Source organism: Sphingomonas sp. CFBP 13714 (assembly GCF_014842205.1).
Taxonomy (GTDB): Bacteria; Pseudomonadota; Alphaproteobacteria; order Sphingomonadales; family Sphingomonadaceae; genus Sphingomonas; species Sphingomonas aerolata.
This window is the reverse complement of sequence record NZ_JACYVG010000003.1, coordinates 33,941-53,767: the sequence shown is the minus strand read 5'-3', so window position 1 is coordinate 53,767 and position 19,827 is coordinate 33,941. Positions and strand designations below refer to the sequence as shown.

The following is a 19,827-nucleotide window of genomic DNA, read 5'->3' as shown; positions in this document are numbered from 1 at the left end:
CCGCCGCACAGCGGAACTTGCGAACCCCGCCATCGGCGTTCCGGCGCATGTCTATAGTGACTGCTGGGTCCATCAGGGGGCCAAGTCTGACATCGTAGCTTGCCGGGTGGTCGCGTAATGGCGCTGCCGCGCAAGATCCCGAAGAAGCCCAAGCGCGCCAGTCGCTGGGTCTCGCTGCGCCATCGGACATTCGTGGCCTCGTATGCGTGCTGCAAGTGCGGCTCGATGAAGTCCGTCGAGGCAGCGCACGTCCGCATCGGGTCGGGCGCTGGCGGTGGTCAGAAGCCGGATGACTGGCGCACCGTAAGCCTCTGCTTTGCCTGTCACAGGGGGCCGCACGCTGACGCGCAGCACACCATGGGCGAGCGGTCGTTCTGGGCTGGCGTCGATTACGAGCGCCTTATCGCCGAGTTTATTCAGGCGAGCCCGCTGCGCCGCGAGATTCTGACCGCGCAGGCCGAGCGTGCGCTGGGCGTCGCAGCATGACCGGCCCGACCATGACCTGCGATCCCGATCTCGACTCCGCGATCGCCGAGTTTCGCTATGTCGCGCAGCGCCTGCGGACGCTCGACCAGCAGATGCTGACCGCCGCAGTCGACCGCTACAAGCACTTTGCCGCGATCAAGCACGAGCGGGCCGAGCTGTGGGCGAACCTGCGGGGCAAGGCTGAGAAGCTGCAGCTTGTGCCCGAGGATCACCACCTCGGCGCCCGCGCGCTGCTGCTGGTCACCGAGGTCGCGTGGATCCTCCATGCCCGCACCCGCCGCAAGCCGACCGCGGCGATGATCAAGGCGATGGTGCGCGACATGGGCGAGCTCGCCGAGCGCGAACGCGTCGAAGCCGAGGCCGACAAGGTCGAGACGGAATTCCGCATGCGGACCCTCGCTGTCCGCGTCTCGGCCGCTGAGGCCGTCACCCGCTACATCGAATTGAGCGCCGCATGACCTATGCCGCACGCCCGCGCCCCATGGGCGAGATCCTTGGCCGCCAGCCAGCGCGGATCCTCGTCACCCCGTCGAAGACGCCGAGCGCCTGGTACGGCGCGATCCGCGGCGCGGTGAAGAACGGGTTCGGCGATCACAGCATCACCGGAGGCGCGCGGTTCACCGAGCAGCAGAACGAGGCGCTGATCAGCCGCGGCATGGATATCCTGACCGCGGAAGCCATGACGGTGCAGCGCAACGCGGGCGACCACGAGATCTGCAACGGCACCGGCCTCCCCGGGGTCTACCAGTTCGAGTGCCCGGTCCTTTCGCGCCGCGCCGATGGCCGGGTCCGCGTCATCGCCCCCAGCGGTGCGGAGAAGCTCGTCGAAGGCGACGGCTGGACCAGCCCGCGCCGCTCGCGCCGCAGGATCACGTCGTGAGCTACCTCGACCCGGCTGGCGCGGCCACGCGCGCACCTCTTCCCCCAATCCCCGATCTGATGGGCGTCGTCTCCGCGGAGACCCTGATCGACCTGATGATCGCCATTCTCACCCTCGGAGATCGCCCGTGAACTGGACCAACATCATGCACGGTGCCGGCTGGATGAGCCTCTTGGCCATCGCCATCATCGCAGGCGTCATCTTCTTCGAGGACGTCTATCGCCGCTGGCCCCAGATCATGGCCGCGCTGCGCGGCAACGATCGGCCCGGCTTCGTGCCCCTGTCCCCGACTGCCTCGGTCCGCCCCCTCCGGACTCGTCACACCTCGCTGCTGATCGTCGAGGCCGATCCCCAGCTAACCCGCAAGGCGTCCTAAAATGGATCTCAGCACCCTGATCAGCGACGCCGTTGCGGCGAAGATGACCCCCGAATTCATCGAGAAGGAAGTCGCGACCCGCGTCGACAAGCTGATCGTCGAGAGCGTCGACCGCGCGCTGCGGTCGTACAGTGATACCGGCAAGCTGATCGAGAAGGCTGTCGAAGACGCGTTGCGCGTCGACCAGCTGGATCTGCCCTCCTACGGCTCGACCGTGCTGCAGATCCTGAAGACCCAGATCGAGGCGACGGTCGCCCCGCTCGTCGCCGGCCGCCTGTCCGCAGACATGCAGGAGCTGCTCAGCCTGGCGCCCAAGTCGATCAAACTAAGCGAGATCGCCGACGAGATGCGCAAGGAGCACGAGGGCGGGGACTCGTACGGCAACGTCATCACCGTCGAGGTGAAGCACAACGAGTATGGCAGCACTTGGATCTATCTGGATGAGGAAACCCATCACGAACGCCGCGCTGATACGGAAGCGTCGCACCGCCTGCTGATCGGCAAGGACGGCATCATTTCGGGTGGCTGGCTCGACAAGCGCCCGCTGAAGGACACCGGCCACATCGGCCGCAGCTACGGCCTTTCACAGCGGCTGCGTGCCTATGTCGCCTGCGGTACGCAGATCATCATCGACGAGGACGCCGTCTGCACGTCGGTCGGCGACTACTGATGGCCTCCGAACCACTTCGATCCGATTCACCCCGCACCGACTGGCCCGAGGCCGTCCGTGCGCAGGTTGAGATCTGGCAGGGCGTCGCGGCTGCGGCCTCTCATATCGCGCACGCCCGCCGCACGATGTTCCTAGCCTATGTCGCTGAGGGCTTCGCCGAAGCGCAGGCCCTCGAACTCATCAAGACGATGTGATCGGCATGAGGATGCACAGCCAGATCGGCCGCAACTCAGCCGGCCCCCGCGAGAGCCAGCGTGTGCTCGACCAAGCCGAGGTCCTCGGCCGCCGCGACCGCCTCATGCACCAGCCGCCATCCGCCGAGCGCAGCGCCGCCCTGAGCACCATCCGCGCCCAGCTGCGCAGCATTGATCGGAGAGTTTCCCGTGGCTGATGATGCCGAAAGAATAAACGACGTGGCCCAGGCCATGCTTGAGGGCAGCATCCGCACCGCGCGCGCGCTGATCCCGAGTAGCGTCGCCGGTGAGAGCCGAGAATGCGGCGATCGAGCAGCGAATACTGGCAGCGTGAGCCCGGAGGACAAAAAACGTACTGCGAAGGCCGTTGCAGGCCGCCGTACCGTCACGCTGTTTCGAAAAGATCGCGGCACGATACTGTGGTGGAGATACTCAGCCCGGAATGCCCCAGTTGGCATCCTCGTTAGCGGCCTTGGCCGTTCGAACAAGATGCTCGACGTAGTTCTGAAAAACCGGAACTGTAAACGTGACGAGCGTCGGTTCGCCCTGTGGCTCCTTGAACGTCAGGACGACGAACCGGCTGCCTTCCTCGTCAAGTACGAGTCCGGCCTCCATCGCACCAGTGCCGCTGGGAGTGATGATCGTCGCTGCCATGGTAGTGCCTCTGTGGTCGTCCAAAGAGCGGCTTTAGCGCCGCGGAACCGCCGCGTCAGCGTCCGTCGAGATTTACGCTGCGTCGGCGGCCGTTTGCGACGCGCCGCGGTCATTGGCAGCAACAGCTGTTTTAGTCGCGGATACGACACGAGTTGTACCGCCTCGCGCCTTCGTCCTGCGATATTCCAGATAAAGTGCAATCAAAGAAAACATGACGACCTCGAGACGATTCCTGCTGGATGGCAGGACAGGCTCGGCACATGTGACGGCTCGCTAGGCACTTCAAATGCGATTAATCAAATCGCCGTTGCGCCAATCGAAAACGCACATTGTCACCCCACCACGGGAATGTCGTCAATCAGGGCGGCGAGCGAACCGTCTTTGAAGGTGTGCGGTCGCACAATTCTATCAGGAAGGGAGATTTTTAGATGGCGCCGTTCAAGCGGCTTCATAGCCCGAACCTTTTGGGCCATTAATAGCAACGACCCCTCGAACAGAAGCTCGTTTCCTTCGTCGTCTTTTTGCGCTGCTGGCATCCGCACCAATGTTGCGGCCTCGGTCCACGGGAAATCCATTTATTGTATTCCTAAAAACGTCCCGCGTTTGGTCATCATACCACATCGGCGCCGCTATGCCATTGATCATACAAAGGATCGGAGACGGCATATTTCGCCGGTGAACACTCAGCACCGTAACACGCTGCACCTCGTGGCGTGCAGTTGACATGGTGCGCTTATCGCCCCGGAGGGCGGGCCTTGTTCATGCCACCCAAAAACCCTCACCGCTGGGTCCCGCAGCCGCTGGTCTCGCCGTGAAAGCTCACTTTACAGATCAAGAAGGACAGAACCGATGAGCGCAGCTCCGTATTGGCCGCGCATGCTCAAGCGGGCGAACGCCGCGAAATACTGCGAGCTCACGCCGCAGCAGTTCGACGCGGAGGTGTTCGCCGGCCGGCTGCCGGGGTCGGTCGCGATGTCGGGCGGGCCGCGTTGGGATCGCGCCGCACTCGACGCGAGCCTCGACGAGATGTCGAGTGGGGCCAACGACTGGCGGAAGGATCAGCCGGGCCTTGCCGCATGACCTGCCTAAATATGTGAAGCGAGTGCGGTCGAAGGGCCGCGAGTACTTGTATTTCGACACTGGCAAGGTGGTCGACGGCAAGCGCCTGATGACGCGCCTGCCGCCGCTGCGGTCAATGGAGTTCGGGGGCAGTTACGCGGCGCTGATGGGCCACCGCAACCGGAAGACGAAGGCGACGCTTGTCACGGTCCCGGTTCTCGTCGACATGTACCAGCGCGGGGCCGCTTACGGCGCCTTGGCCCCGTCGTCGCGCAAGCTGTACGACATCTACCTTCGCCGCCTCGAGCGCGCGCTGCCGACCGCCCCGGTCAACGGGGTCACCCGCGGCGACATGCGGACGGTGCTGGACAAGATGGCCGCGACGCCGGGCGCGGCAAACGCATTCCTGCGGACGAGCGGCGCGCTATTCGCCTGGGCCGTCGATCGCGAGCATATCGCGAAGAACCCGTGCGACGGAATCACGATGATGGATGGCGGGGAGCACGAGCCTTGGCCGCCGCATGTCCTGCGCGCGGTACTCGCGGCCCAGGACCCCATCGTACGGCTGCTGGCGCATCTGCTCTACTACACCGCGCAGCGTCTCGGCGACGTGCTCAAGATGACATGGTCGGATGTTGCCACCGATCGCGTTGAGGTCCGCCAGGACAAGACGAAAAAGCGCTTGAGCATCCCACTCCATAGCGCGCTAAGCGCGGAGCTTGCGAAGCACGAGCGCGTCGAGGGCGCGATATGCCGGACGCCGCGCGGCGCGCCGCTTCGGGACGACAATGCCCGGAAGATGCTGAAGGCTTTCTCGGCCGCCGCCGGCGCGCCCAGCGTGCCGCACGGCCTGCGGAAGAACGCCGTGATCGCGTTGCTCGAGGCCGGATGCTCAACAGCCGAGACTGCATCGGTCAGCGGCCAATCGCTGCAGATGGTCGAGCATTACGCCCGACAGCGCAACCAGTCGACGCTCGCCGATGCCGCCCTTGCGCGGTGGGAGAGCAAACCGTGAACTTACAAACAGTGGAAAACTCTGCTCGCGACTCGCGCAATTCCGCCAACTCGGGTTATTTGTCAATTAACCCGACAAGATTGAGGGCCTCGAGCAAGGCACGATGCGCGGCCTCGATCCGGGCGACGAGCGCCGCGTCGCCGATCGCATTCGCGTCGATCGTCTCGGGCCAATGCTCGGTGACGAGGCCGGCGATATGGTCGAGGCTGGCGTGATCGACGAGGAAGCGGGGATCGACCGTCCGGGGATCGGCGACGACCCGCAGGCGCAGGCAGGCGGGGCCGCCGCCATTGGCCATCGATTCGCGGACGTCGACAATCTCAAGTGCGCGGATCGGTCCGTTGCCCGCGACATGCTCGCCCAGCCAGCGCCAGACCGGTGCGTTGCTCCGCGCTTCCTCGGGCAGGATCAGCGTCATGCCCGCGGCGCGCGAGACGAGCTGCGCGTTGAAGAGATAGGAGCTGACTGCATCTTCGAGGCTGACGCGGGCGCTGGGCACCTCGACGATCTCGACCGACGGCATCAGCCGTCGCAGATCCTCATAGAAGCGTTCGGCGTCGGCGAAGGCCTGTTCATGCGCGAACAGCACGGTCTCGTTGGCGACGGCGACCACGTCGTTGTGGAACGCGCCTGCCGCGATCGCCGCATCCGACTGGCGCACGAACAGGGTCCGCGCGGGGTCGAGCCCGTGCCGGCGCGCGATCGCCTCGCTGGCCTCGCGGTGCTGGCGCGCGGGGAACGGGCCGCCGGCTTCGCCATAGACGAAGATTTCGGTGCCCGATGCGCCGTGGGTTTCGCACAGCCGCATATGGTTGGCCGCGCCCTCGTCGCCGAACGGCAGCGGGACGGGCGGGTGCACCGCGAAAGCCGGGTTGGCGAAGGCGATACGCAGCTGTGCGAGCGTCGCGGGCCATTCGTGGCTGCGGTGCGGCATCGTGCCGAGGTTCGCGACGCTCAGGTGGCAGCGCCCGTCCGCGGTATCAGGGCCGGGCGATACGGTCGCGGCATTGGCCGCCCACATCGCGGAGGCCGACATCGCCTGCGCCTGCAGATGCCTCGGTGCGTCCGCATACCGGGTCGCGAGCGAATCGAGCCAGCGATGGTCGGGGCGGGGGTGAGGAACGAGAATGCCCTGCACCAGCCCGAGGTCGAGGTTCGCGCGCATCTTAGCGATCCCCTGCAGCGCAGCGGCGCGGGGCCGTGCGACAGCACCCGCATTGCGGGTCGCGGCCAGGTTGCCGGGGCTCAGTCCTGCGTAATTGTGACTGGGACCGATCAGGCCGTCGAAGTTGATCTCGACGAGGTTGGCGCCGCGCATCAGAGGCGCGCCACGTGGAGGACGGATGCGCCTTCGCTGACGTCCAGCGCCGCTGCGCAGCCTTGCGAGAGGGCGATGCCATCGGCCACCGGGCGGATATCGCCGAACGCACACCGGAAGTCCGCCAGCGTGCCCGTCGCGACCAGTGCTTCGGTTGTGGTTTCGCTCGCGGGCGGAGTGTCGGCGATCGTCACGACCTGGGCCGTGCGCGCATCCGCGATCGACCGGACCTTGTCCGTGCGCGCGGTCATCGTCGGTCCGCCGTCGAAGATGTCGACATAGTTTTCAAACGCGAACCCCTCATTCTCGAGCATCCGCATCGCCGCCCGACCGGAGGGGTGGGGCAGGCCGATCGCGGCACGCGCGGTCTCGGACAGCATCGCGGTGTAGATCGGATGCTTGGGCATCAGATCGGCGATGAACTGATGCCCGTTGATCGCATTGAACTGATCGGCGTCCTGGAAATTCATCCCGAAGAACCGCCCCGCCAGACCGTCCCAGAACGGCGAACCACCCGCCTCGTCGATGATCCCGCGAAGCTCGGCGAGAATTCGGTCGGCAAACCGCGCGCGATGCGCCTTGATGAAGAGATAGCGGCTGCGCGCAAGCAGCAGGCCCAGCCCGCCGGCCCGCTCGCCCGGATGCAGGAACAGCCCGCCGACCTCGCTCGAGCCTTCAAGATCGGTGGCGAGGCTCAGCATGTCGGCGCGGAAGGTTCGCGAGAGTTCGCGGCTGTGCTGCGTCAACGTGCCGATCCGGTAGCTGTAGAAGGGCCAGCTTTGACCGACATGCGTGAACAGCTGGCACGTGCCGCGGACCTCCCCCGTCAAGCAATTTTCGAGAACGAGGACGAACAGCTCGTCGCTGACCACGCCCTCCTCGCCAGGCGTTGTCCGAGCGAAGGCGGCATGGCTGCGTTCGAGCTTGGCGCGCAGCGCGCGGCGATCGGGGGGCAGGTTGGTAAAGCCCCCGCCGGTCAGCTTCGCCATCTCGTACAAGGGCTGGAGGTCGCTATCGACCGCCGCGCGGATCCGGAAACTCACAGATGCGTCCTCATAAGCCGTTCTCGCAGATTCGCAGGATGGTGACCGCGGACAGCGCCGCCCGCTCGGTCAGACTCTCGGGGACCATGAATTCGTCCGGCGAATGGATCGCGCCGCCGCGGACCCCCATGGTGTCGACGACCGGGACGCCGGCCGCCGCGATGTTGTTGCCGTCGCACACGCCCCCGGTCGCTTTCCAGGCGATGTCCAGACCCAGGTCAGCACCGCTCGCCTTGACCAGCCCGAACAATCGCCCAGCCCGCGTATCGATCGGCTTGGGCGGACGATTGAACCCGCCATGGACCGCAATCTGGACGTCATGCTCGGCCGCGACCCCCGCGACGACGGCGTCGATATGCGCGCGGGCCTGGGTGATGTCCTCGCGCGTCGCCGGGCGGAAGTTGATGCGAAGGACGGCGACGTCGGGAACGACGTTATTGGGTCCGCCGCCATCGATCCTTGCGGGATTGACCGACAGTCCCGGCCTGCGGACCTTTGACAGCCTGACCGCGATATCGGCGGCCGCAACCAGCGCGTTGCGGCCCTCCTCGGGATTGCGGCCGGCGTGTGCGCTCCGGCCGCGGACGGTGATCGAGAAATTGCCCGTGCCACCGCGTGCGCCGGCCAGCGTGCCGTCGGCGAGCGCCGGCTCGTAGGTCAGCGCCGCGATCTTTCCCTGCGCCGCGCGTGCGAGAAGAGCGGCGGACGAGAAGGAGCCGGTTTCCTCGTCCGAGTTGATCACCACGTCATAGCCCATCCGCCGACCCAGCGGGCTGGCCTCGATCGTCTTGAGTGCGGCCAGCATCACCGCAAGCCCGCCCTTCATATCGGCGACGCCGGGTCCGTTGATCGTGCCATCCGGCAGATTCCGCAATGTCTGGAACATGTGCTCGCGGGGATAGACCGTGTCCATGTGACCGGTGAACAGCATCCGCATCGCGGCATCCGGGCGAACGCGAAGATGGAGATGCCGGCCGTGGTCCAGTGGGTTGATGGTCCCATCGGTCGCTACGCTATCGGCCGGTTCGGGCTCGACGAGTGTGATATCGCCGGGAATACACGAAAACGCGTCGGCGAGCAGCCCCGCCATCGTCGCCAGCCCCTCAAGGTTGCGGGTGCCGCTGTTGACCGCGGCCCAGCTTTTCACCTGCTGCAGCATCGCGGCCGCATCAAGCCTGGCGACCGCGCCTGTTTCGTCGTGCGAAAGTCCTCTCATCCCCCGACCCTAGCCTCGCGCGGCGCGGGGGGGAACCGTCAGAAGCTGTAAACCAGCGCGGCACGGCTCGTCGTGTCGGTCGTCATCGAGCCCGCCGGTGGTTCGCTTTCATATTGAACGGCATAGGACAGCGAAGCCGATAGCGGACCGATCAGTTTCGCGGTCAGTGAGGTGGTTCCACCGAGCGTGCTGTTGAACCGCTGGACATAGGCAGACGCAACCTGGGTAACCGACAGGCCGTTGGTGATCCGCCAGCTGAAATTCAGCGTCCCGCGCCCGGCAATCGCGCTCTGGTTCGTGTTGTCGGTGAAGTCGGTGTTCCGATATGCCGGCCCCAATTCGAGATCGAGCTTGGTCCTCGCCGATTTCAGCACGCTGTACCCGCCGCCGACCGAGACCGAATAGCGGTTGTTATAGCCGAGGAACCGATCCCCTTCATACTGCGCCGCGCCATAGATATAGGCGCGGTCGTCGATCTTGTAGTTGGGTTCGTAGGACGCGAGATAATGCTCTCGCACGGCGACATTCTGGTTTTCCTGGTAATCCGCCTGGGCGTGGAACTTCTGCCGCCACCGCAGGCCTTCGCGGGTCAGGTCGACAACCGCGGTACCGCCGGCCGTGTCGGAATTGCCGGTCGTGAGATAGCCGCCGACTTCGGCGCGGCCGCTCCAGAGGTCGAGGAAGCTGGCCTGACGGATGACCTGCGTGCGTTGGGCGGCGCGATCGGCCTTCCATTTTTCCGCGATTGCCAGAACCGCGTCGCCGCTGAGCGGGTCGGCCGCGCGGGCATATTTGACGATTGTCGAGACATCGCTCTCGTTACCCGCATCGAGTGCGGCATCGAGCATAGCCCGGATATTTTCCGGAATCATCACGGTCTGGGCGATGGCGGCCGCGGGGGACAATGCCGTCACCAGGAGGCCGGCGAGAAGCGGGAGACGGAAACAGCGCATAATCGGGTCAAAATCGCGACAGGAGGAGGGGCTGGATCGGTACACAGGGTTCCGTAGCGTCACGACGCCGCGTTGGGAACGGTTCAGCGCGGTCCGCTTGCGCCGAGATGTGGCGCGAAGGCGGCCAGTACCTCCTCGTACAGGCGCTTCTTGAACGGGACGATCACTGCCGGGAGTTCGGCGGGGTCGATCCAGCGCCAGGCATCGAATTCCGCATGCTCGGTGTCGATCGCGATATCCCCGTCATCGCCGTGGAAGCGGTAGAGGAACCAGCGCTGCCGCTGGCCGCGCCAACGGCCCTTCCAGACCTTGCCGAGAAGTTCGGCGGGAAGATCGTAGACGAACTCACCCGGGGCCTGCGTGATCAGCGTGACCTTGTCGGGTGACACCCCGGTTTCCTCGCCCAGTTCGCGCAGGGCCGCGGTCTCAGGGTCCTCGCCGGGGTCGATCCCGCCCTGCGGCATCTGCCACGCGTCGAGCGTCGAGTCGCTGCGGCGGCCGACGAACACCCGGCCTGTCCCGTTGATCAGCATGATGCCCGCGCAGGGACGATAGGGCAGGGTGGTCGGATCGGTCATCCCTGCCCATTCGAGTGTTTCCCGACCGTCTGCAAGCCCGAAGACGGTCGAGCCGCGCCACGCGATCATGCATCCTCCGAAAGGACTCCGCGTTGAGCGAAGGACATGGTGGTCGCGTATGATAGGAGCAGGGGGATGAGGCGGACCTTGGTGAAGTGGCGGGGTTTGTCCGCGCCGTCGGCGATCGGCGCGGATCAATCGTACGGTCGGTCGCGATGATCCATGTCGTCCACCATCCCGATTATGTGACCCCGGCGCCCGCCCGGTCGACCTATCGCTGGAACAAGAACGGGCTCATCCGCGATCTGCTGCGCGCGCATGGCAGCGCGGTTGCCTGGCACGAGCCGCGCGCGACGCCGCGTGAATGGCTTGAGGCGGTCCATGAGCCGGACTATGTCGCCGAGGTTCTCGAAGCCCGCGTGCCGCCCTTGAAGGAACGCAGGATCGGCTTTCCGGTCAGCGCCGCCGTTGCCCGCCGCGCCGCGATCGTTCCCGACGGCACCTGGGTCGCTGCGGTGCTCGCGCTGCGCCACGGCTTTGCCGCCAACACCGCGGGCGGCAGTCACCATGCGCTTGCCGATACGGGTGCGGGCTATTGCGTGTTCAACGATCTCGCCGTTGCTGCGGTCCGCTTGATCGAGGAGGGCAGTGTCGAGCGGGTCTTGGTGGTCGATTGCGACGTCCATCAGGGCGATGGCACAGCCGCGCTGCTCGCGGGCCGGCCGGGAATCGCCACCTATTCGATCCATGCGGACAAGAACTTTCCGGTGCGAAAAGCGCAGTCGACGCTCGACGTACCGCTGCCTGACGGCGTCGACGATGACCAGTATCTGGCGACGCTGGAAGAGACGCTGGTCCCGTTGCTCGATTCCTTTGGCGCGGACTTGATCCTGTATCAGGCCGGGGTGGATCCCTTTGCAGGAGACCGGCTCGGCCGGCTGTCGCTGACGCTCGACGGACTGGTACGACGCGAACGCCTGATCGCGCGGCTGGCGATCGAGCGCGGCATCCCGCTGGCGAGCACCGTCGGCGGCGGCTATGGCGACGATGCGCTCGCCATTGCCGAGCGCCATGTCACTGCGATCATGACACTTGGTGCGGCATTCGAGGATGCCAAGGGAACCGCAACGGCCTCCAAAGTGTAGCAGCAGGCGATGACAACACCCGTACTTCTCTGGCTTCGCCAGGACCTTCGCCTGCATGATCACCCGGCGCTCGTCGCCGCTACGCAGGAAGGGCCGGTGATCCCCGTCTATATCCTCGATGACGACGCGCCCGGCGACTGGGCGATCGGTGGTGCCCAGCGCTGGTGGCTCCATCACAGCCTTGAGGCGTTCGCCAAGTCGCTCGACAAAAAGGGCTCCCGCCTCATCCTGCGGCGCGGCGATGCGGTTGCGACGCTGCGATCGCTGATGACGGAGACGGGCGCGGAGCGGGTGTTCGCGACACGCCAGTACGAGCCATGGTGGCGCAAGGCCGAGGATGCGCTCGGCGACGCGATCTGCCTCCATGATGGCAACCAGCTTGCCCGGGTCGAGAGCGTGACGACCGGAGCAGGCGGGCAGTTCCGCGTCTATTCGTCGTTCTGGAAAGCACTGTCGCAGATGATGCCGCCGCCGGAACCGGTGGCGATGCCGCGCAAGATCGACGCGCCGGAGACGTGGCCCGAATCGGACGCACTGGAGAGCTGGAAGTTGTTGCCGACCAAACCGGACTGGTCGGGTGGCTTTTCCGACTGGCGCCCCGGCGAGGATGCCGCGCGGAAGGCGGTGGCGCGGTTCGCGGACGTCGCCGACGATTACGACCACGACCGCAACATACCCTCGACCGAGGGGACGTCCCGGTTGTCCCCGCATCTTCATTTTGGCGAGATCAGTCCTCGCCAGGTCTGGCATGCCGTCTCGGGGCACGGCGACGGCGTCACGACGTTCCGCAAGGAAGTGGCGTGGCGTGATTTCACGCAAGGCGTGGTGCTGGCGCTCCCCGATTATGGCCGCCGCAACGGAAGGCCGGCGTTCGATGCGTTGCCATGGCGCACCGGCAAGGCGGCGGCGTCCGATCTGAAGGCCTGGCAGACCGGTCGGACAGGCTATCCGATCGTCGATGCAGGGATGCGGCAGCTCTGGGCGACGGGCTGGATGCACAATCGCGTTCGGATGATCACCGCGAGCTTCCTCGTCAAACATCTGCTGCTCGACTGGCGCGAGGGCGAACGCTGGTTCTGGGACTGCCTGGTCGATGCGGATTACGGCAACAATTCGGTCAACTGGCAATGGGTCGCGGGCACGGGGGTCGATTCGAACATGTTCGGCCGGATCATGGCGCCGCTGTCGCAGTCGGAAAAGTTCGATGCGGGCGACTATATCCGCCAATGGGTGCCGGAACTCGCCGGGGTTACGGGCGACGCGATCCACGACCCGGACGAGTCCGGGTGCCGGCCGCGCGACTATCCCGCCAAGATCATCGGTCACCGCGAGGCACGCGAGCGCGCGCTGGAGGCCGGGCGGCACGCGCGCTGACGCCTTTTGGCACGCGCCTCTTTCCTAGGTGACGGCGCTGTTGCATGGAGCGCCGCGATGACCGCCGCCCATGCCTTTGACGACGCCGCTACAGGGCGCGCAACCAGTGCAGCACGCCTGACAGCGCCGATATTCCACCGCCTGCTCGACCGGATCGATGCGGGGCTCGAAAGCGGCGGTATCGAGGCGAGCTTGCCCGACGGCACCCGCCGTTTGCTGGGAGGACGTGCACCCGGCCCGATGCCTGTCGTCACCGTCCATCGCTGGCGCGCACTGGTGCGGCTGGCGACGGCCGGATCGGTCGGCTGGTATGAAGGCTGGACTGTGGGCGACTGGTCGAGCCCAGATCCGGTTCCGCTGTTCGATCTGTTCATGCGCAACCGTATCTCCCTGGGCCGAACGGCGCGATCGGGCGGGATTGCGCGACTCTCGGCGCGCACGTGGCACTGGATGCGGCGCAACCACCGCACGGGATCCCGGCGCAACATCGCCGCGCACTATGATCTGGGCAACGATTTCTACGAGACGTGGCTCGATCCCAGCCTGACCTATTCGAGCGCGTTGTTTGCCGAGCCGATCAGCGAGGCCGAACCGCTCGAGCGCGCCCAGACGACGAAGCTCCAGGCCATCCTCGACAGGACGGGTACGCAGCCCGGTGACCGGATCCTCGAGATCGGCTGCGGCTGGGGGTCCTTCGCGACCCTCGCCGCGCAGTCCGGTGTCGACGTGCACGGCCTCACTCTGTCGACCGAGCAGAAGCGACAGGTCGACGCGCGGATGGCCGAGGCAGGGCTGACCGGGGTGACCGTCTCGCTGACCGATTACCGCGACGTCGTCGGCACCTATGACGCGGTGGCCAGTATCGAAATGGTCGAGGCGGTGGGTGAGGCCTATTGGCCGGCCTATCTCGACGCGGTCGCAAGAGCGCTGAAACCCGGCGGCCGTGCAGCGCTTCAATATATCACGATCGACGATGCGATCTTCGATGCCTATTCGACGAGCGTCGATTTCATCCAGCGCTACGTGTTTCCCGGCGGCATGCTGCTGTCCGAGCCGCGGTTCCGCGCTCTGGCGGAGGCGCGCGGGTTGACGTGGGAGGATCAACGCAGCTTCGGGCTGCACTATGCCGAGACATGCCGGCGTTGGCGGGTCGCGTTCGACGCCGCCGTCGCGCAGGGCCGCCTGCCGGCACGGCTCGACGCGAAGTTCATCGCGCTATGGCGCTATTACCTGATGTATTGCGAGGGCGGGTTCCGCGGTGGCGGTATCGACGTCGCACAGGTGACGCTGGTGAAGCGACGCTGATAGTCCGCCCCGCAAGGGGCGGGATTTAGGCGACGCGCTCGAAATGCCCGGGTGCGAACCCGTCGACAGCCAGCGCGACGATGCGGTCGGCGACGACCTGCGGATCCTTGACCGAGTTCGGATCCTCGCCCGGATAGGCGCGTGCGCGCATCTTCGTGCGGGTCGCGCCGGGATCGACGATCGCGGTGCGGATGCCGCTGATCTCGGCCATCTCGTCCCCGTAAGCGCCGAGCAGCGTCTCGAACGCCGCCTTCGAGGCACCGTAGAGCCCCCAATAAGCGCGCGGCTTGCGGCCGACGCTCGACGTGACGCCGATCACGCGCGCCGACTTCGCCCTCTTCAGCATCGGATCGAACGCGGCGATCATCGCCGCCTGCGCGCTGACGTTGAGCGTGAGGACCTGCGCCATTTCCTTCGGATCGATCGCCGGGACCGACGACAGCGATCCCAGCATGCCCGCATTCAGCACGAGGATGTCGAGCGCATCCCAGCGATCCCCGATCGCACTTGCGAGCCGGCCGATCGCTTCGCTCTCGGCGAGGTCAAGCGGCGCAATCGTCGCGGACCCGCCGGCGTCGTGGATCGCCGTCTCGACCTCTTCGAGGCCGCCCGGCGTGCGCGCGGTCAGAACCACATGCGCGCCCTTTGCAGCGAGCGCGATCGCGGTGGCGGCGCCGATGCCGCGGCTTGCACCGGTGACCAGCGCAAGCCGGCCTTCGAGAGGCTTGTCGGTCATTCTAGCTCCAGGCCTCTCAGATGACGCGTTCGGCGAGCATCGCGAACTGATCAACCTCGGCACCTTCGTCGTGATCGGTCAGCGTGGTCGGGTAATCGCCGGTGAAGCAGGCATCGCAATATTTCGGTCGGATATCCGCGCGCTTCGCCTCACCGAGCGCCTTGTACAGCCCGTCGATCGAGATGAAGTTGAGGCTGTCGGCGTGGATGAAGCCCGTCATGCCGCCCAGATCGAGCTTGGCTGCGAGCAGCTTGGCGCGTTCCGGCGTGTCGACTCCGTAGAAGCAGGAGTGGCGGGTCGGCGGGCTGGCGATGCGCATATGGACTTCGGCCGCGCCCGCCTCGCGCATCATCTGGACGATCTTGAGCGAGGTCGTGCCGCGGACGATCGAATCGTCGACGAGGATGACGCGCTTGCCCTTGATCAGTGCACGGTTGGCATTGTGCTTCAGCTTCACACCGAGATGGCGGACCTTGTCGCCCGGCGAGATGAAGGTGCGACCGACATAATGCGAGCGGATGATCCCGAGCTCGAACGGAATCCCCGACTGCTGGGCATAGCCGATCGCCGCGGGTGTGCCCGAATCGGGGACCGGGATGACGAGATCGGCATCGACCGGCGATTCGATCGCGAGCTGAGCCCCGATCGCTTTCCGCACCGAATAGACCGAATGATCATCAACGATCGAATCGGGGCGCGAGAAATAGACCCATTCGAAGATGCACGGCCGCGCCGCCATCGGCGCGAACGGGCGGATCGAGCGGATTTCGGACCCTTGGACGATCACGAGTTCGCCCGGCTCGACCGCTCGGACGAAGGTTGCGCCAACGACGTCGAGCGCGACCGTCTCGGACGCAAAGATCACCGCGTCGCCAAGCTTGCCCATGACCAGCGGCCGGATGCCAAGCGGATCGCGGCAGGCGATCATCCCCTCGGGCGTCATCACGATGAGCGAATAGGCACCCTCGACCTGCTTTAGCGCATCGATGAAGCGATCGAGAAGGGTGCGATAGTTCGAGGTCGCGACGAGATGGATGATCGTCTCGGTATCGCTGGTCGACTGGAAGATCGAGCCGCGACGGACGAGCTCGCGACGCAGCCGCATCGCGTTTGAGATATTGCCGTTATGCGCGATCGCGAAACCGCCCGTCGACAACTCGGCGTACAGCGGCTGGACGTTGCGGAGCGCGGTCTCGCCCGTCGTCGAATAGCGGACATGACCGCAGGCGACCGTGCCCGGCAGTGCGCGAATCACGTCGTCGCGATCGAAGTTCCCGGCGACATGCCCCATCGCGCGGTGTGTATGGAAATGCGCCCCATCGAACGTCGTTATGCCGGCGGCTTCCTGGCCGCGATGCTGCAGCGCATGGAGGCCCAGGGCGACGAGCGCCGCCGCGCCGTCGGTGGCCGAGACGCCAAACACCCCGCATTCTTCACGGAGTTTGTCGTCATCATAAGGGTTTGTGGTCAGCATGCCGGGTCTCACGTCGTGCGGAGCATGCCCTATAGTCGCGGTTCACACGTTTGTCGCCTCCTTGTAATAACATTGCGCAATGGGTTTGATCTCTCGCGTCGCTTCGCGCCCGCTTTCTGGTATGTCCCCGGGCATGACACACAGCCGCGACACGGGCCTGACGCTCGATCCGAAATTCGATTCCTCCGGCCTGCTGACGGCGGTCGTCACCGACCGCGTGTCGGGCGATGTCTTGATGGTGGCGCACATGAATGCCGACGCGCTGGCGCAGACCCAGGCGACCGGAGAAGCGCATTTCTGGTCGCGGAGCCGGCAGGCCTTGTGGCGCAAGGGGGAGACGTCGGGCAATGTGCTGCGCGTCGCCGAACTCCGGATCGACTGCGACCAGGACGCGATATGGGTGATCGCCGATGCTGCGGGTCCGACCTGCCACACCGGCGAACGTACCTGTTTTTACCGGCGTATAGAGGGTGATGGCCTGGTGACCGCCGAATGAGCCACAGGCGTGGCGGGCTCATGCTCCTGCTGTCGCTGCTGGCGGGATGCGACGGTGCGTCGACCAGCATCACCAATACCGAAAGCACGCCCGGTTCGCGGCTCGAGTCGGCGGCGCGGAGCGCGGGTATCGTTGGTGATCCCGGTGCCGCGCTTCAGGGCTCCTGGGCGCGCGATACCGACCGGATCTGCATCATCGGGACCGAGCGGGTCAGCCGGATCGGCGTCAGCGTCGATTACGGCGAAGCTCAGAGCTGCGCCGCATCGGGGACAGTCGAGCGCTCCGGCGAGCGGCTGCAGATGACGTTCGGCAAATGCGCATTCGATGCGCGGTTCGACGGGGATCGCATCACGTTCCCCGCCGACATGCCCGAAGCGTGCGAAGCGCTGTGTGCGGGACGTGCCTCGCTTGCCGCGGTGACGGTCGATCGGTTGAGCGAGTCGCGGTCCGAGGCGGCCACGCTGCGCTCGAAGGCGGGCAAATTTCTATGCCGAGATTGACGTTGACGTAAACGAGAGCTAAATGTTCCGGCATGGCGACCAGAGCATCCCCGGCAGAACGGGCATCTCCCGAATCCTATGCGGTGATCGAACCGCGGCATGATCGCGACCATTTCACGATATCGGATCTGTCGAGCGAGTTTGACGTGACCGCGCGCGCGCTTCGCTTCTACGAAGACGAAGGGCTGATCGCGCCCGAGCGCCGCGGCACGCAGCGTATCTACTCGCACCGTGACCGCGCACGGCTCGCATGGATCCTGCGCGGCAAGCGTGTCGGCTTCAGCCTCGGTGAGATCCGCGAGATGATCGACCTTTACGACGTCGGCGACGGGCGTCGTGCGCAGCGTCAGGTCGTGATCGAGCGCAGCCAGTCGCGGATCGCGCTCCTGACCGCGCAGAAGCGGGATATCGACGCCGCCATCGATGAGCTTACCAATTTCGTGGCCCTTCTCGAAGTCGGCCGCGCCAACGACCAGCAAGGATAGACCATGCCCCAATACACGCCCCCCGTCCGCGACACGCGCTTCGTCCTCGAACAGGTCGTCGGTCTCGACCGCTACAGCAACCTGCCGGGCTTCGATGCGGCATCCCCCGACGTTGTCGATGCGGTGCTGGAAGAGGGCGGCAAGTTCGTCGCCGAAGTGCTGTTCCCGCTCAACCTGTCGGGTGATCAGCAGGGCTGCACCCGCCACGAGGACGGATCGGTCACGACGCCCGACGGCTTCAAGGAGGCGTACAAGCAATATGTCGAGAGCGGCTGGGCGACGCTTGGCAACCAGCCCGAATATGGCGGGCAGGGGATGCCGCACGTCGTCTCGACCGCTTTCCAGGAATACATGATCTCGTCGAACATGGCGTTCGCGATGTATCCCGGTCTGACGCATGGCGCGATCGCCGCGCTGGTCGCCAAGGGATCGGACGCGCAGAAGGCGATGTACGTGCCGAAGATGGTGTCGGGCGAATGGGGCGGGACGATGAACCTGACCGAGCCGCAGTGCGGCACCGATCTGGGCCTGATCCGCACCAAGGCCGAGCCGCAGCCGGACGGGTCCTATGCGATCACCGGCACGAAGATCTTTATCTCGAGCGGTGAGCATGACCTGACCGAGAATATCATCCACCTTGTCCTCGCCAAGACGCCGGGCGCGCCGGACAGCTCGAAGGGTATCTCGCTGTTCGTGGTGCCGAAGGTCCTCGTCAACCAAGACGGTTCGCTCGGCGATCGCAACGGCGTCACCTGCGGGTCGATCGAGCACAAGATGGGGATCCACGCCAACTCGACCTGCGTGATGAACTATGACTCGGCGACCGGCTGGCTCGTCGGCGAGGAGATGAAGGGCCTCGCCGCGATGTTCATCATGATGAACGCGGCGCGTCTGGGCGTCGGCCTTCAGGGGCTGGGTGTGGCCGAGGTCGCGTACCAGAATGCGGTGCAATATGCGCAGGACCGTCGCCAGGGCCGCGCGCTGACCGGGCCGAAGGAGCCGCAGGAGAAGGCCGACTCGCTGTTCGTCCATCCCGACGTTCGACGCATGCTGATGGAAGGCAAGGCGATGACCGAGGGGTTGCGCGCGCTGATCCTGTGGACCGCGCTGCAGGGCGATCTCGAGCATAACGCCACGACCGAGGAAGAGCGTCAGCTGGCGGGCGACGTGATCAGCCTGCTGACCCCGGTCATCAAGGGCTATGGCACCGACAAGGGCTATGAGATCGCGACCAACGCGCAGCAGGTCTATGGCGGTCATGGCTACATCGCCGAATGGGGCATGGAGCAATATGTCCGCGATGCGCGGATCGCGATGATCTACGAGGGCACCAATGGCGTGCAGGCGATGGATCTGGTCGGCCGCAAGCTCGCGCAGAATGGTGGCCGCGGGATCCAAGCGTTCTTCAAGCTGGTCGCGGACGACGTCGCTGCCGCGAAGGGCGATGCAGCTACCGCGGGCTTTGCCGAAGCGCTCGAAAAGGCGAACGGCCAGCTTCAGGCGGCGACGATGTGGTTCATGGCGAACGGCATGAAGAACCCCGAGAATGTCGGCGCGGGTGCGGTCAGTTACATGCATCTGATGGGGATCGTCGCGGTCGGCGCTATGTGGCTACGGATGGCGGTCGCCGCCACCAAGCTGAAGGCGGCCGGTGAGGGCGAGGCGGCGTTCCTCGACGCGAAGCTGATCACCGCGCGCTTCTATGCCGAGCGGATCCTGCCCGATGCGGGCGCGCTGCGTCGCAAGATCGAGGGTGGCGCGGAGTCGCTGATGGCGCTGCCGCCGGAAATGTTCATGGCGGCGTGATCGCCATCCTCAAGGCGTGAAGGGCGCGGGCATCCGGATATCCTCCCGCTGCCCGCGCCCTTTT

General features: G+C 65.7%; 26 protein-coding genes. 16 read left to right on the top strand and 10 right to left on the bottom strand.

What is annotated here, in order from left to right:
• Nucleotides 1-117 precede the first annotated feature (117 nt).
• From IFT54_RS08075 to IFT54_RS08050, 7 genes are read left to right on the top strand one after another with little or no spacing between them, the layout of a single operon-like run.
• On the top strand, nucleotides 118-486 hold the full coding sequence (locus tag IFT54_RS08075) for a DUF968 domain-containing protein (protein WP_244648728.1): 369 nt from the start codon (nucleotides 118-120) through the stop codon (nucleotides 484-486).
• Complete coding sequence (locus IFT54_RS08070; RefSeq protein WP_192070213.1) at nucleotides 483-944, top strand: hypothetical protein; 462 nt, start codon at nucleotides 483-485, stop codon at nucleotides 942-944. The genes IFT54_RS08075 and IFT54_RS08070 overlap by 4 nt, the downstream gene beginning before the upstream one ends.
• Nucleotides 941-1,366: a hypothetical protein gene (locus IFT54_RS08065; protein ID WP_192070212.1), complete on the top strand. Its 426-nt coding sequence runs from the start codon at nucleotides 941-943 to the stop codon at nucleotides 1,364-1,366. The genes IFT54_RS08070 and IFT54_RS08065 overlap by 4 nt, the downstream gene beginning before the upstream one ends.
• Complete coding sequence (locus tag IFT54_RS20710; RefSeq protein ID WP_274604140.1) at nucleotides 1,363-1,497, top strand: hypothetical protein; 135 nt, start codon at nucleotides 1,363-1,365, stop codon at nucleotides 1,495-1,497. The genes IFT54_RS08065 and IFT54_RS20710 overlap by 4 nt, the downstream gene beginning before the upstream one ends.
• Nucleotides 1,494-1,742 carry a hypothetical protein gene (locus tag IFT54_RS08060; RefSeq protein ID WP_031441195.1) on the top strand — a complete coding sequence of 83 codons (249 nt, stop codon included), beginning with the start codon at nucleotides 1,494-1,496 and terminating at the stop codon, nucleotides 1,740-1,742. Before IFT54_RS20710 ends, IFT54_RS08060 begins: the two co-directional genes overlap by 4 nt.
• A 1-nt stretch (nucleotide 1,743) precedes the next feature.
• Nucleotides 1,744-2,412, top strand: coding sequence for a hypothetical protein (locus IFT54_RS08055; RefSeq protein WP_192070211.1), 669 nt, complete (start codon nucleotides 1,744-1,746; stop codon nucleotides 2,410-2,412).
• Entirely contained in the window at nucleotides 2,412-2,606 is a 195-nt protein-coding gene (locus IFT54_RS08050) for a hypothetical protein (protein WP_192070210.1), read from the top strand. The genes IFT54_RS08055 and IFT54_RS08050 overlap by 1 nt, the downstream gene beginning before the upstream one ends.
• A 35-nt stretch (nucleotides 2,607-2,641) precedes the next feature.
• Here the strand turns inward: IFT54_RS08050 and IFT54_RS08045 are convergent, their stop codons facing one another.
• From IFT54_RS08045 to IFT54_RS08035, 3 genes are all read right to left on the bottom strand, one after another.
• A complete protein-coding gene (locus IFT54_RS08045) occupies nucleotides 2,642-2,860 on the bottom strand; it encodes a hypothetical protein (RefSeq protein WP_192070209.1) in 219 nt (72 codons plus the stop codon).
• A gap of 178 nt (nucleotides 2,861-3,038) precedes the next feature.
• Nucleotides 3,039-3,260 (bottom strand): hypothetical protein, encoded by a 222-nt coding sequence (locus IFT54_RS08040; RefSeq protein WP_146163707.1) that lies wholly within the window; start codon nucleotides 3,258-3,260, stop codon nucleotides 3,039-3,041.
• Nucleotides 3,261-3,592: 332 nt separating this feature from the next.
• Entirely contained in the window at nucleotides 3,593-3,835 is a 243-nt protein-coding gene (locus IFT54_RS08035) for a hypothetical protein (RefSeq protein ID WP_183937573.1), read from the bottom strand.
• Nucleotides 3,836-4,109: 274 nt separating this feature from the next.
• Between IFT54_RS08035 and IFT54_RS08030 the strand changes: the two genes are divergently transcribed.
• Nucleotides 4,110-4,340 carry a hypothetical protein gene (locus tag IFT54_RS08030; RefSeq protein WP_037527986.1) on the top strand — a complete coding sequence of 77 codons (231 nt, stop codon included), beginning with the start codon at nucleotides 4,110-4,112 and terminating at the stop codon, nucleotides 4,338-4,340.
• 46 nt (nucleotides 4,341-4,386) lie between these two features.
• On the top strand, nucleotides 4,387-5,334 hold the full coding sequence (locus IFT54_RS08025; RefSeq protein WP_192070208.1) for a site-specific integrase: 948 nt from the start codon (nucleotides 4,387-4,389) through the stop codon (nucleotides 5,332-5,334).
• A gap of 55 nt (nucleotides 5,335-5,389) precedes the next feature.
• Here IFT54_RS08025 and IFT54_RS08020 read toward each other — a convergent pair whose 3' ends face one another.
• The 5 genes from IFT54_RS08020 to IFT54_RS08000 all read right to left on the bottom strand — a co-directional run bounded on the left by IFT54_RS08020 (nucleotide 5,390) and on the right by IFT54_RS08000 (nucleotide 10,442).
• Nucleotides 5,390-6,652 carry an N-succinylarginine dihydrolase gene (locus IFT54_RS08020; RefSeq protein ID WP_192070207.1) on the bottom strand — a complete coding sequence of 421 codons (1,263 nt, stop codon included), beginning with the start codon at nucleotides 6,650-6,652 and terminating at the stop codon, nucleotides 5,390-5,392.
• Complete coding sequence (locus IFT54_RS08015) at nucleotides 6,652-7,695, bottom strand: arginine N-succinyltransferase (RefSeq protein WP_192070206.1); 1,044 nt, start codon at nucleotides 7,693-7,695, stop codon at nucleotides 6,652-6,654. The genes IFT54_RS08020 and IFT54_RS08015 overlap by 1 nt, the downstream gene beginning before the upstream one ends.
• A gap of 10 nt (nucleotides 7,696-7,705) precedes the next feature.
• Nucleotides 7,706-8,911, bottom strand: coding sequence for a hydrolase (locus IFT54_RS08010; protein ID WP_192070205.1), 1,206 nt, complete (start codon nucleotides 8,909-8,911; stop codon nucleotides 7,706-7,708).
• 38 nt (nucleotides 8,912-8,949) lie between these two features.
• Entirely contained in the window at nucleotides 8,950-9,759 is an 810-nt protein-coding gene (locus tag IFT54_RS08005) for a DUF481 domain-containing protein (protein ID WP_244648726.1), read from the bottom strand.
• A 188-nt stretch (nucleotides 9,760-9,947) separates the two neighbouring features.
• Nucleotides 9,948-10,442: an RNA pyrophosphohydrolase gene (locus IFT54_RS08000; RefSeq protein WP_192070529.1), complete on the bottom strand. Its 495-nt coding sequence runs from the start codon at nucleotides 10,440-10,442 to the stop codon at nucleotides 9,948-9,950.
• Between the two features lie 215 nt (nucleotides 10,443-10,657).
• Here IFT54_RS08000 and IFT54_RS07995 point away from each other — a divergent pair, with 215 nt between their 5' ends.
• The 3 genes from IFT54_RS07995 to IFT54_RS07985 are packed head-to-tail and all read left to right on the top strand — an operon-like array spanning nucleotide 10,658 to nucleotide 14,266.
• Nucleotides 10,658-11,587, top strand: coding sequence for a histone deacetylase family protein (locus IFT54_RS07995; RefSeq protein WP_192070204.1), 930 nt, complete (start codon nucleotides 10,658-10,660; stop codon nucleotides 11,585-11,587).
• Nucleotides 11,588-11,596: 9 nt separating this feature from the next.
• Nucleotides 11,597-12,961: a cryptochrome/photolyase family protein gene (locus IFT54_RS07990; protein ID WP_192070203.1), complete on the top strand. Its 1,365-nt coding sequence runs from the start codon at nucleotides 11,597-11,599 to the stop codon at nucleotides 12,959-12,961.
• A gap of 57 nt (nucleotides 12,962-13,018) precedes the next feature.
• Nucleotides 13,019-14,266, top strand: coding sequence for an SAM-dependent methyltransferase (locus IFT54_RS07985; RefSeq protein WP_192070202.1), 1,248 nt, complete (start codon nucleotides 13,019-13,021; stop codon nucleotides 14,264-14,266).
• A 25-nt stretch (nucleotides 14,267-14,291) separates the two neighbouring features.
• On the opposite strand, the gene IFT54_RS07980 is transcribed toward IFT54_RS07985, so the two are convergent.
• Entirely contained in the window at nucleotides 14,292-15,002 is a 711-nt protein-coding gene (locus IFT54_RS07980) for an SDR family NAD(P)-dependent oxidoreductase (protein WP_192070201.1), read from the bottom strand.
• 16 nt (nucleotides 15,003-15,018) lie between these two features.
• On the bottom strand, nucleotides 15,019-16,476 hold the full coding sequence (gene purF, locus IFT54_RS07975; protein ID WP_037527979.1) for an amidophosphoribosyltransferase: 1,458 nt from the start codon (nucleotides 16,474-16,476) through the stop codon (nucleotides 15,019-15,021).
• 133 nt (nucleotides 16,477-16,609) lie between these two features.
• Here purF and hisI point away from each other — a divergent pair, with 133 nt between their 5' ends.
• From hisI to IFT54_RS07955, 4 genes are read left to right on the top strand one after another with little or no spacing between them, the layout of a single operon-like run.
• Entirely contained in the window at nucleotides 16,610-16,972 is a 363-nt protein-coding gene (hisI, locus tag IFT54_RS07970; protein WP_192070200.1) for a phosphoribosyl-AMP cyclohydrolase, read from the top strand.
• Complete coding sequence (locus IFT54_RS07965) at nucleotides 16,969-17,472, top strand: hypothetical protein (protein ID WP_244648724.1); 504 nt, start codon at nucleotides 16,969-16,971, stop codon at nucleotides 17,470-17,472. Before hisI ends, IFT54_RS07965 begins: the two co-directional genes overlap by 4 nt.
• 32 nt (nucleotides 17,473-17,504) lie before the next feature.
• The gene (locus IFT54_RS07960) at nucleotides 17,505-17,957 is read left to right on the top strand and encodes a MerR family transcriptional regulator (protein WP_031396539.1); all 453 of its coding nucleotides are present in this window, start codon (nucleotides 17,505-17,507) and stop codon (nucleotides 17,955-17,957) included.
• A gap of 3 nt (nucleotides 17,958-17,960) precedes the next feature.
• Nucleotides 17,961-19,763 carry an acyl-CoA dehydrogenase C-terminal domain-containing protein gene (locus IFT54_RS07955; RefSeq protein ID WP_192070199.1) on the top strand — a complete coding sequence of 601 codons (1,803 nt, stop codon included), beginning with the start codon at nucleotides 17,961-17,963 and terminating at the stop codon, nucleotides 19,761-19,763.
• Nucleotides 19,764-19,827 lie beyond the last annotated feature (64 nt).

What these genes read in the sequence shown, in the direction of transcription:
- IFT54_RS07980 (WP_192070201.1), bottom strand. Translation starts at nt 15,002, where the DNA reads ATGACCGACAAGCCTCTCGAAGGCCGGCTTGCGCTGGTCACCGGTGCA.
- purF (WP_037527979.1), bottom strand. Translation starts at nt 16,476, where the DNA reads ATGCTGACCACAAACCCTTATGATGACGACAAACTCCGTGAAGAATGC.
- IFT54_RS07965 (WP_244648724.1), top strand. Translation starts at nt 16,969, where the DNA reads ATGAGCCACAGGCGTGGCGGGCTCATGCTCCTGCTGTCGCTGCTGGCG.
- IFT54_RS08050 (WP_192070210.1), top strand. Translation starts at nt 2,412, where the DNA reads ATGGCCTCCGAACCACTTCGATCCGATTCACCCCGCACCGACTGGCCC.
- IFT54_RS08035 (WP_183937573.1), bottom strand. Translation starts at nt 3,835, where the DNA reads ATGGATTTCCCGTGGACCGAGGCCGCAACATTGGTGCGGATGCCAGCA.
- IFT54_RS07955 (WP_192070199.1), top strand. Translation starts at nt 17,961, where the DNA reads ATGCCCCAATACACGCCCCCCGTCCGCGACACGCGCTTCGTCCTCGAA.
- IFT54_RS08065 (WP_192070212.1), top strand. Translation starts at nt 941, where the DNA reads ATGACCTATGCCGCACGCCCGCGCCCCATGGGCGAGATCCTTGGCCGC.
- hisI (WP_192070200.1), top strand. Translation starts at nt 16,610, where the DNA reads ATGACACACAGCCGCGACACGGGCCTGACGCTCGATCCGAAATTCGAT.
- IFT54_RS07985 (WP_192070202.1), top strand. Translation starts at nt 13,019, where the DNA reads ATGACCGCCGCCCATGCCTTTGACGACGCCGCTACAGGGCGCGCAACC.
- IFT54_RS07995 (WP_192070204.1), top strand. Translation starts at nt 10,658, where the DNA reads ATGATCCATGTCGTCCACCATCCCGATTATGTGACCCCGGCGCCCGCC.
- IFT54_RS08075 (WP_244648728.1), top strand. Translation starts at nt 118, where the DNA reads ATGGCGCTGCCGCGCAAGATCCCGAAGAAGCCCAAGCGCGCCAGTCGC.
- IFT54_RS08030 (WP_037527986.1), top strand. Translation starts at nt 4,110, where the DNA reads ATGAGCGCAGCTCCGTATTGGCCGCGCATGCTCAAGCGGGCGAACGCC.
- IFT54_RS08070 (WP_192070213.1), top strand. Translation starts at nt 483, where the DNA reads ATGACCGGCCCGACCATGACCTGCGATCCCGATCTCGACTCCGCGATC.
- IFT54_RS08005 (WP_244648726.1), bottom strand. Translation starts at nt 9,759, where the DNA reads ATGCTCGATGCCGCACTCGATGCGGGTAACGAGAGCGATGTCTCGACA.
- IFT54_RS08000 (WP_192070529.1), bottom strand. Translation starts at nt 10,442, where the DNA reads ATGACCGATCCGACCACCCTGCCCTATCGTCCCTGCGCGGGCATCATG.
- IFT54_RS08040 (WP_146163707.1), bottom strand. Translation starts at nt 3,260, where the DNA reads ATGGCAGCGACGATCATCACTCCCAGCGGCACTGGTGCGATGGAGGCC.
- IFT54_RS07960 (WP_031396539.1), top strand. Translation starts at nt 17,505, where the DNA reads ATGGCGACCAGAGCATCCCCGGCAGAACGGGCATCTCCCGAATCCTAT.
- IFT54_RS08055 (WP_192070211.1), top strand. Translation starts at nt 1,744, where the DNA reads ATGGATCTCAGCACCCTGATCAGCGACGCCGTTGCGGCGAAGATGACC.
- IFT54_RS08010 (WP_192070205.1), bottom strand. Translation starts at nt 8,911, where the DNA reads ATGAGAGGACTTTCGCACGACGAAACAGGCGCGGTCGCCAGGCTTGAT.
- IFT54_RS08020 (WP_192070207.1), bottom strand. Translation starts at nt 6,652, where the DNA reads ATGCGCGGCGCCAACCTCGTCGAGATCAACTTCGACGGCCTGATCGGT.
- IFT54_RS07990 (WP_192070203.1), top strand. Translation starts at nt 11,597, where the DNA reads ATGACAACACCCGTACTTCTCTGGCTTCGCCAGGACCTTCGCCTGCAT.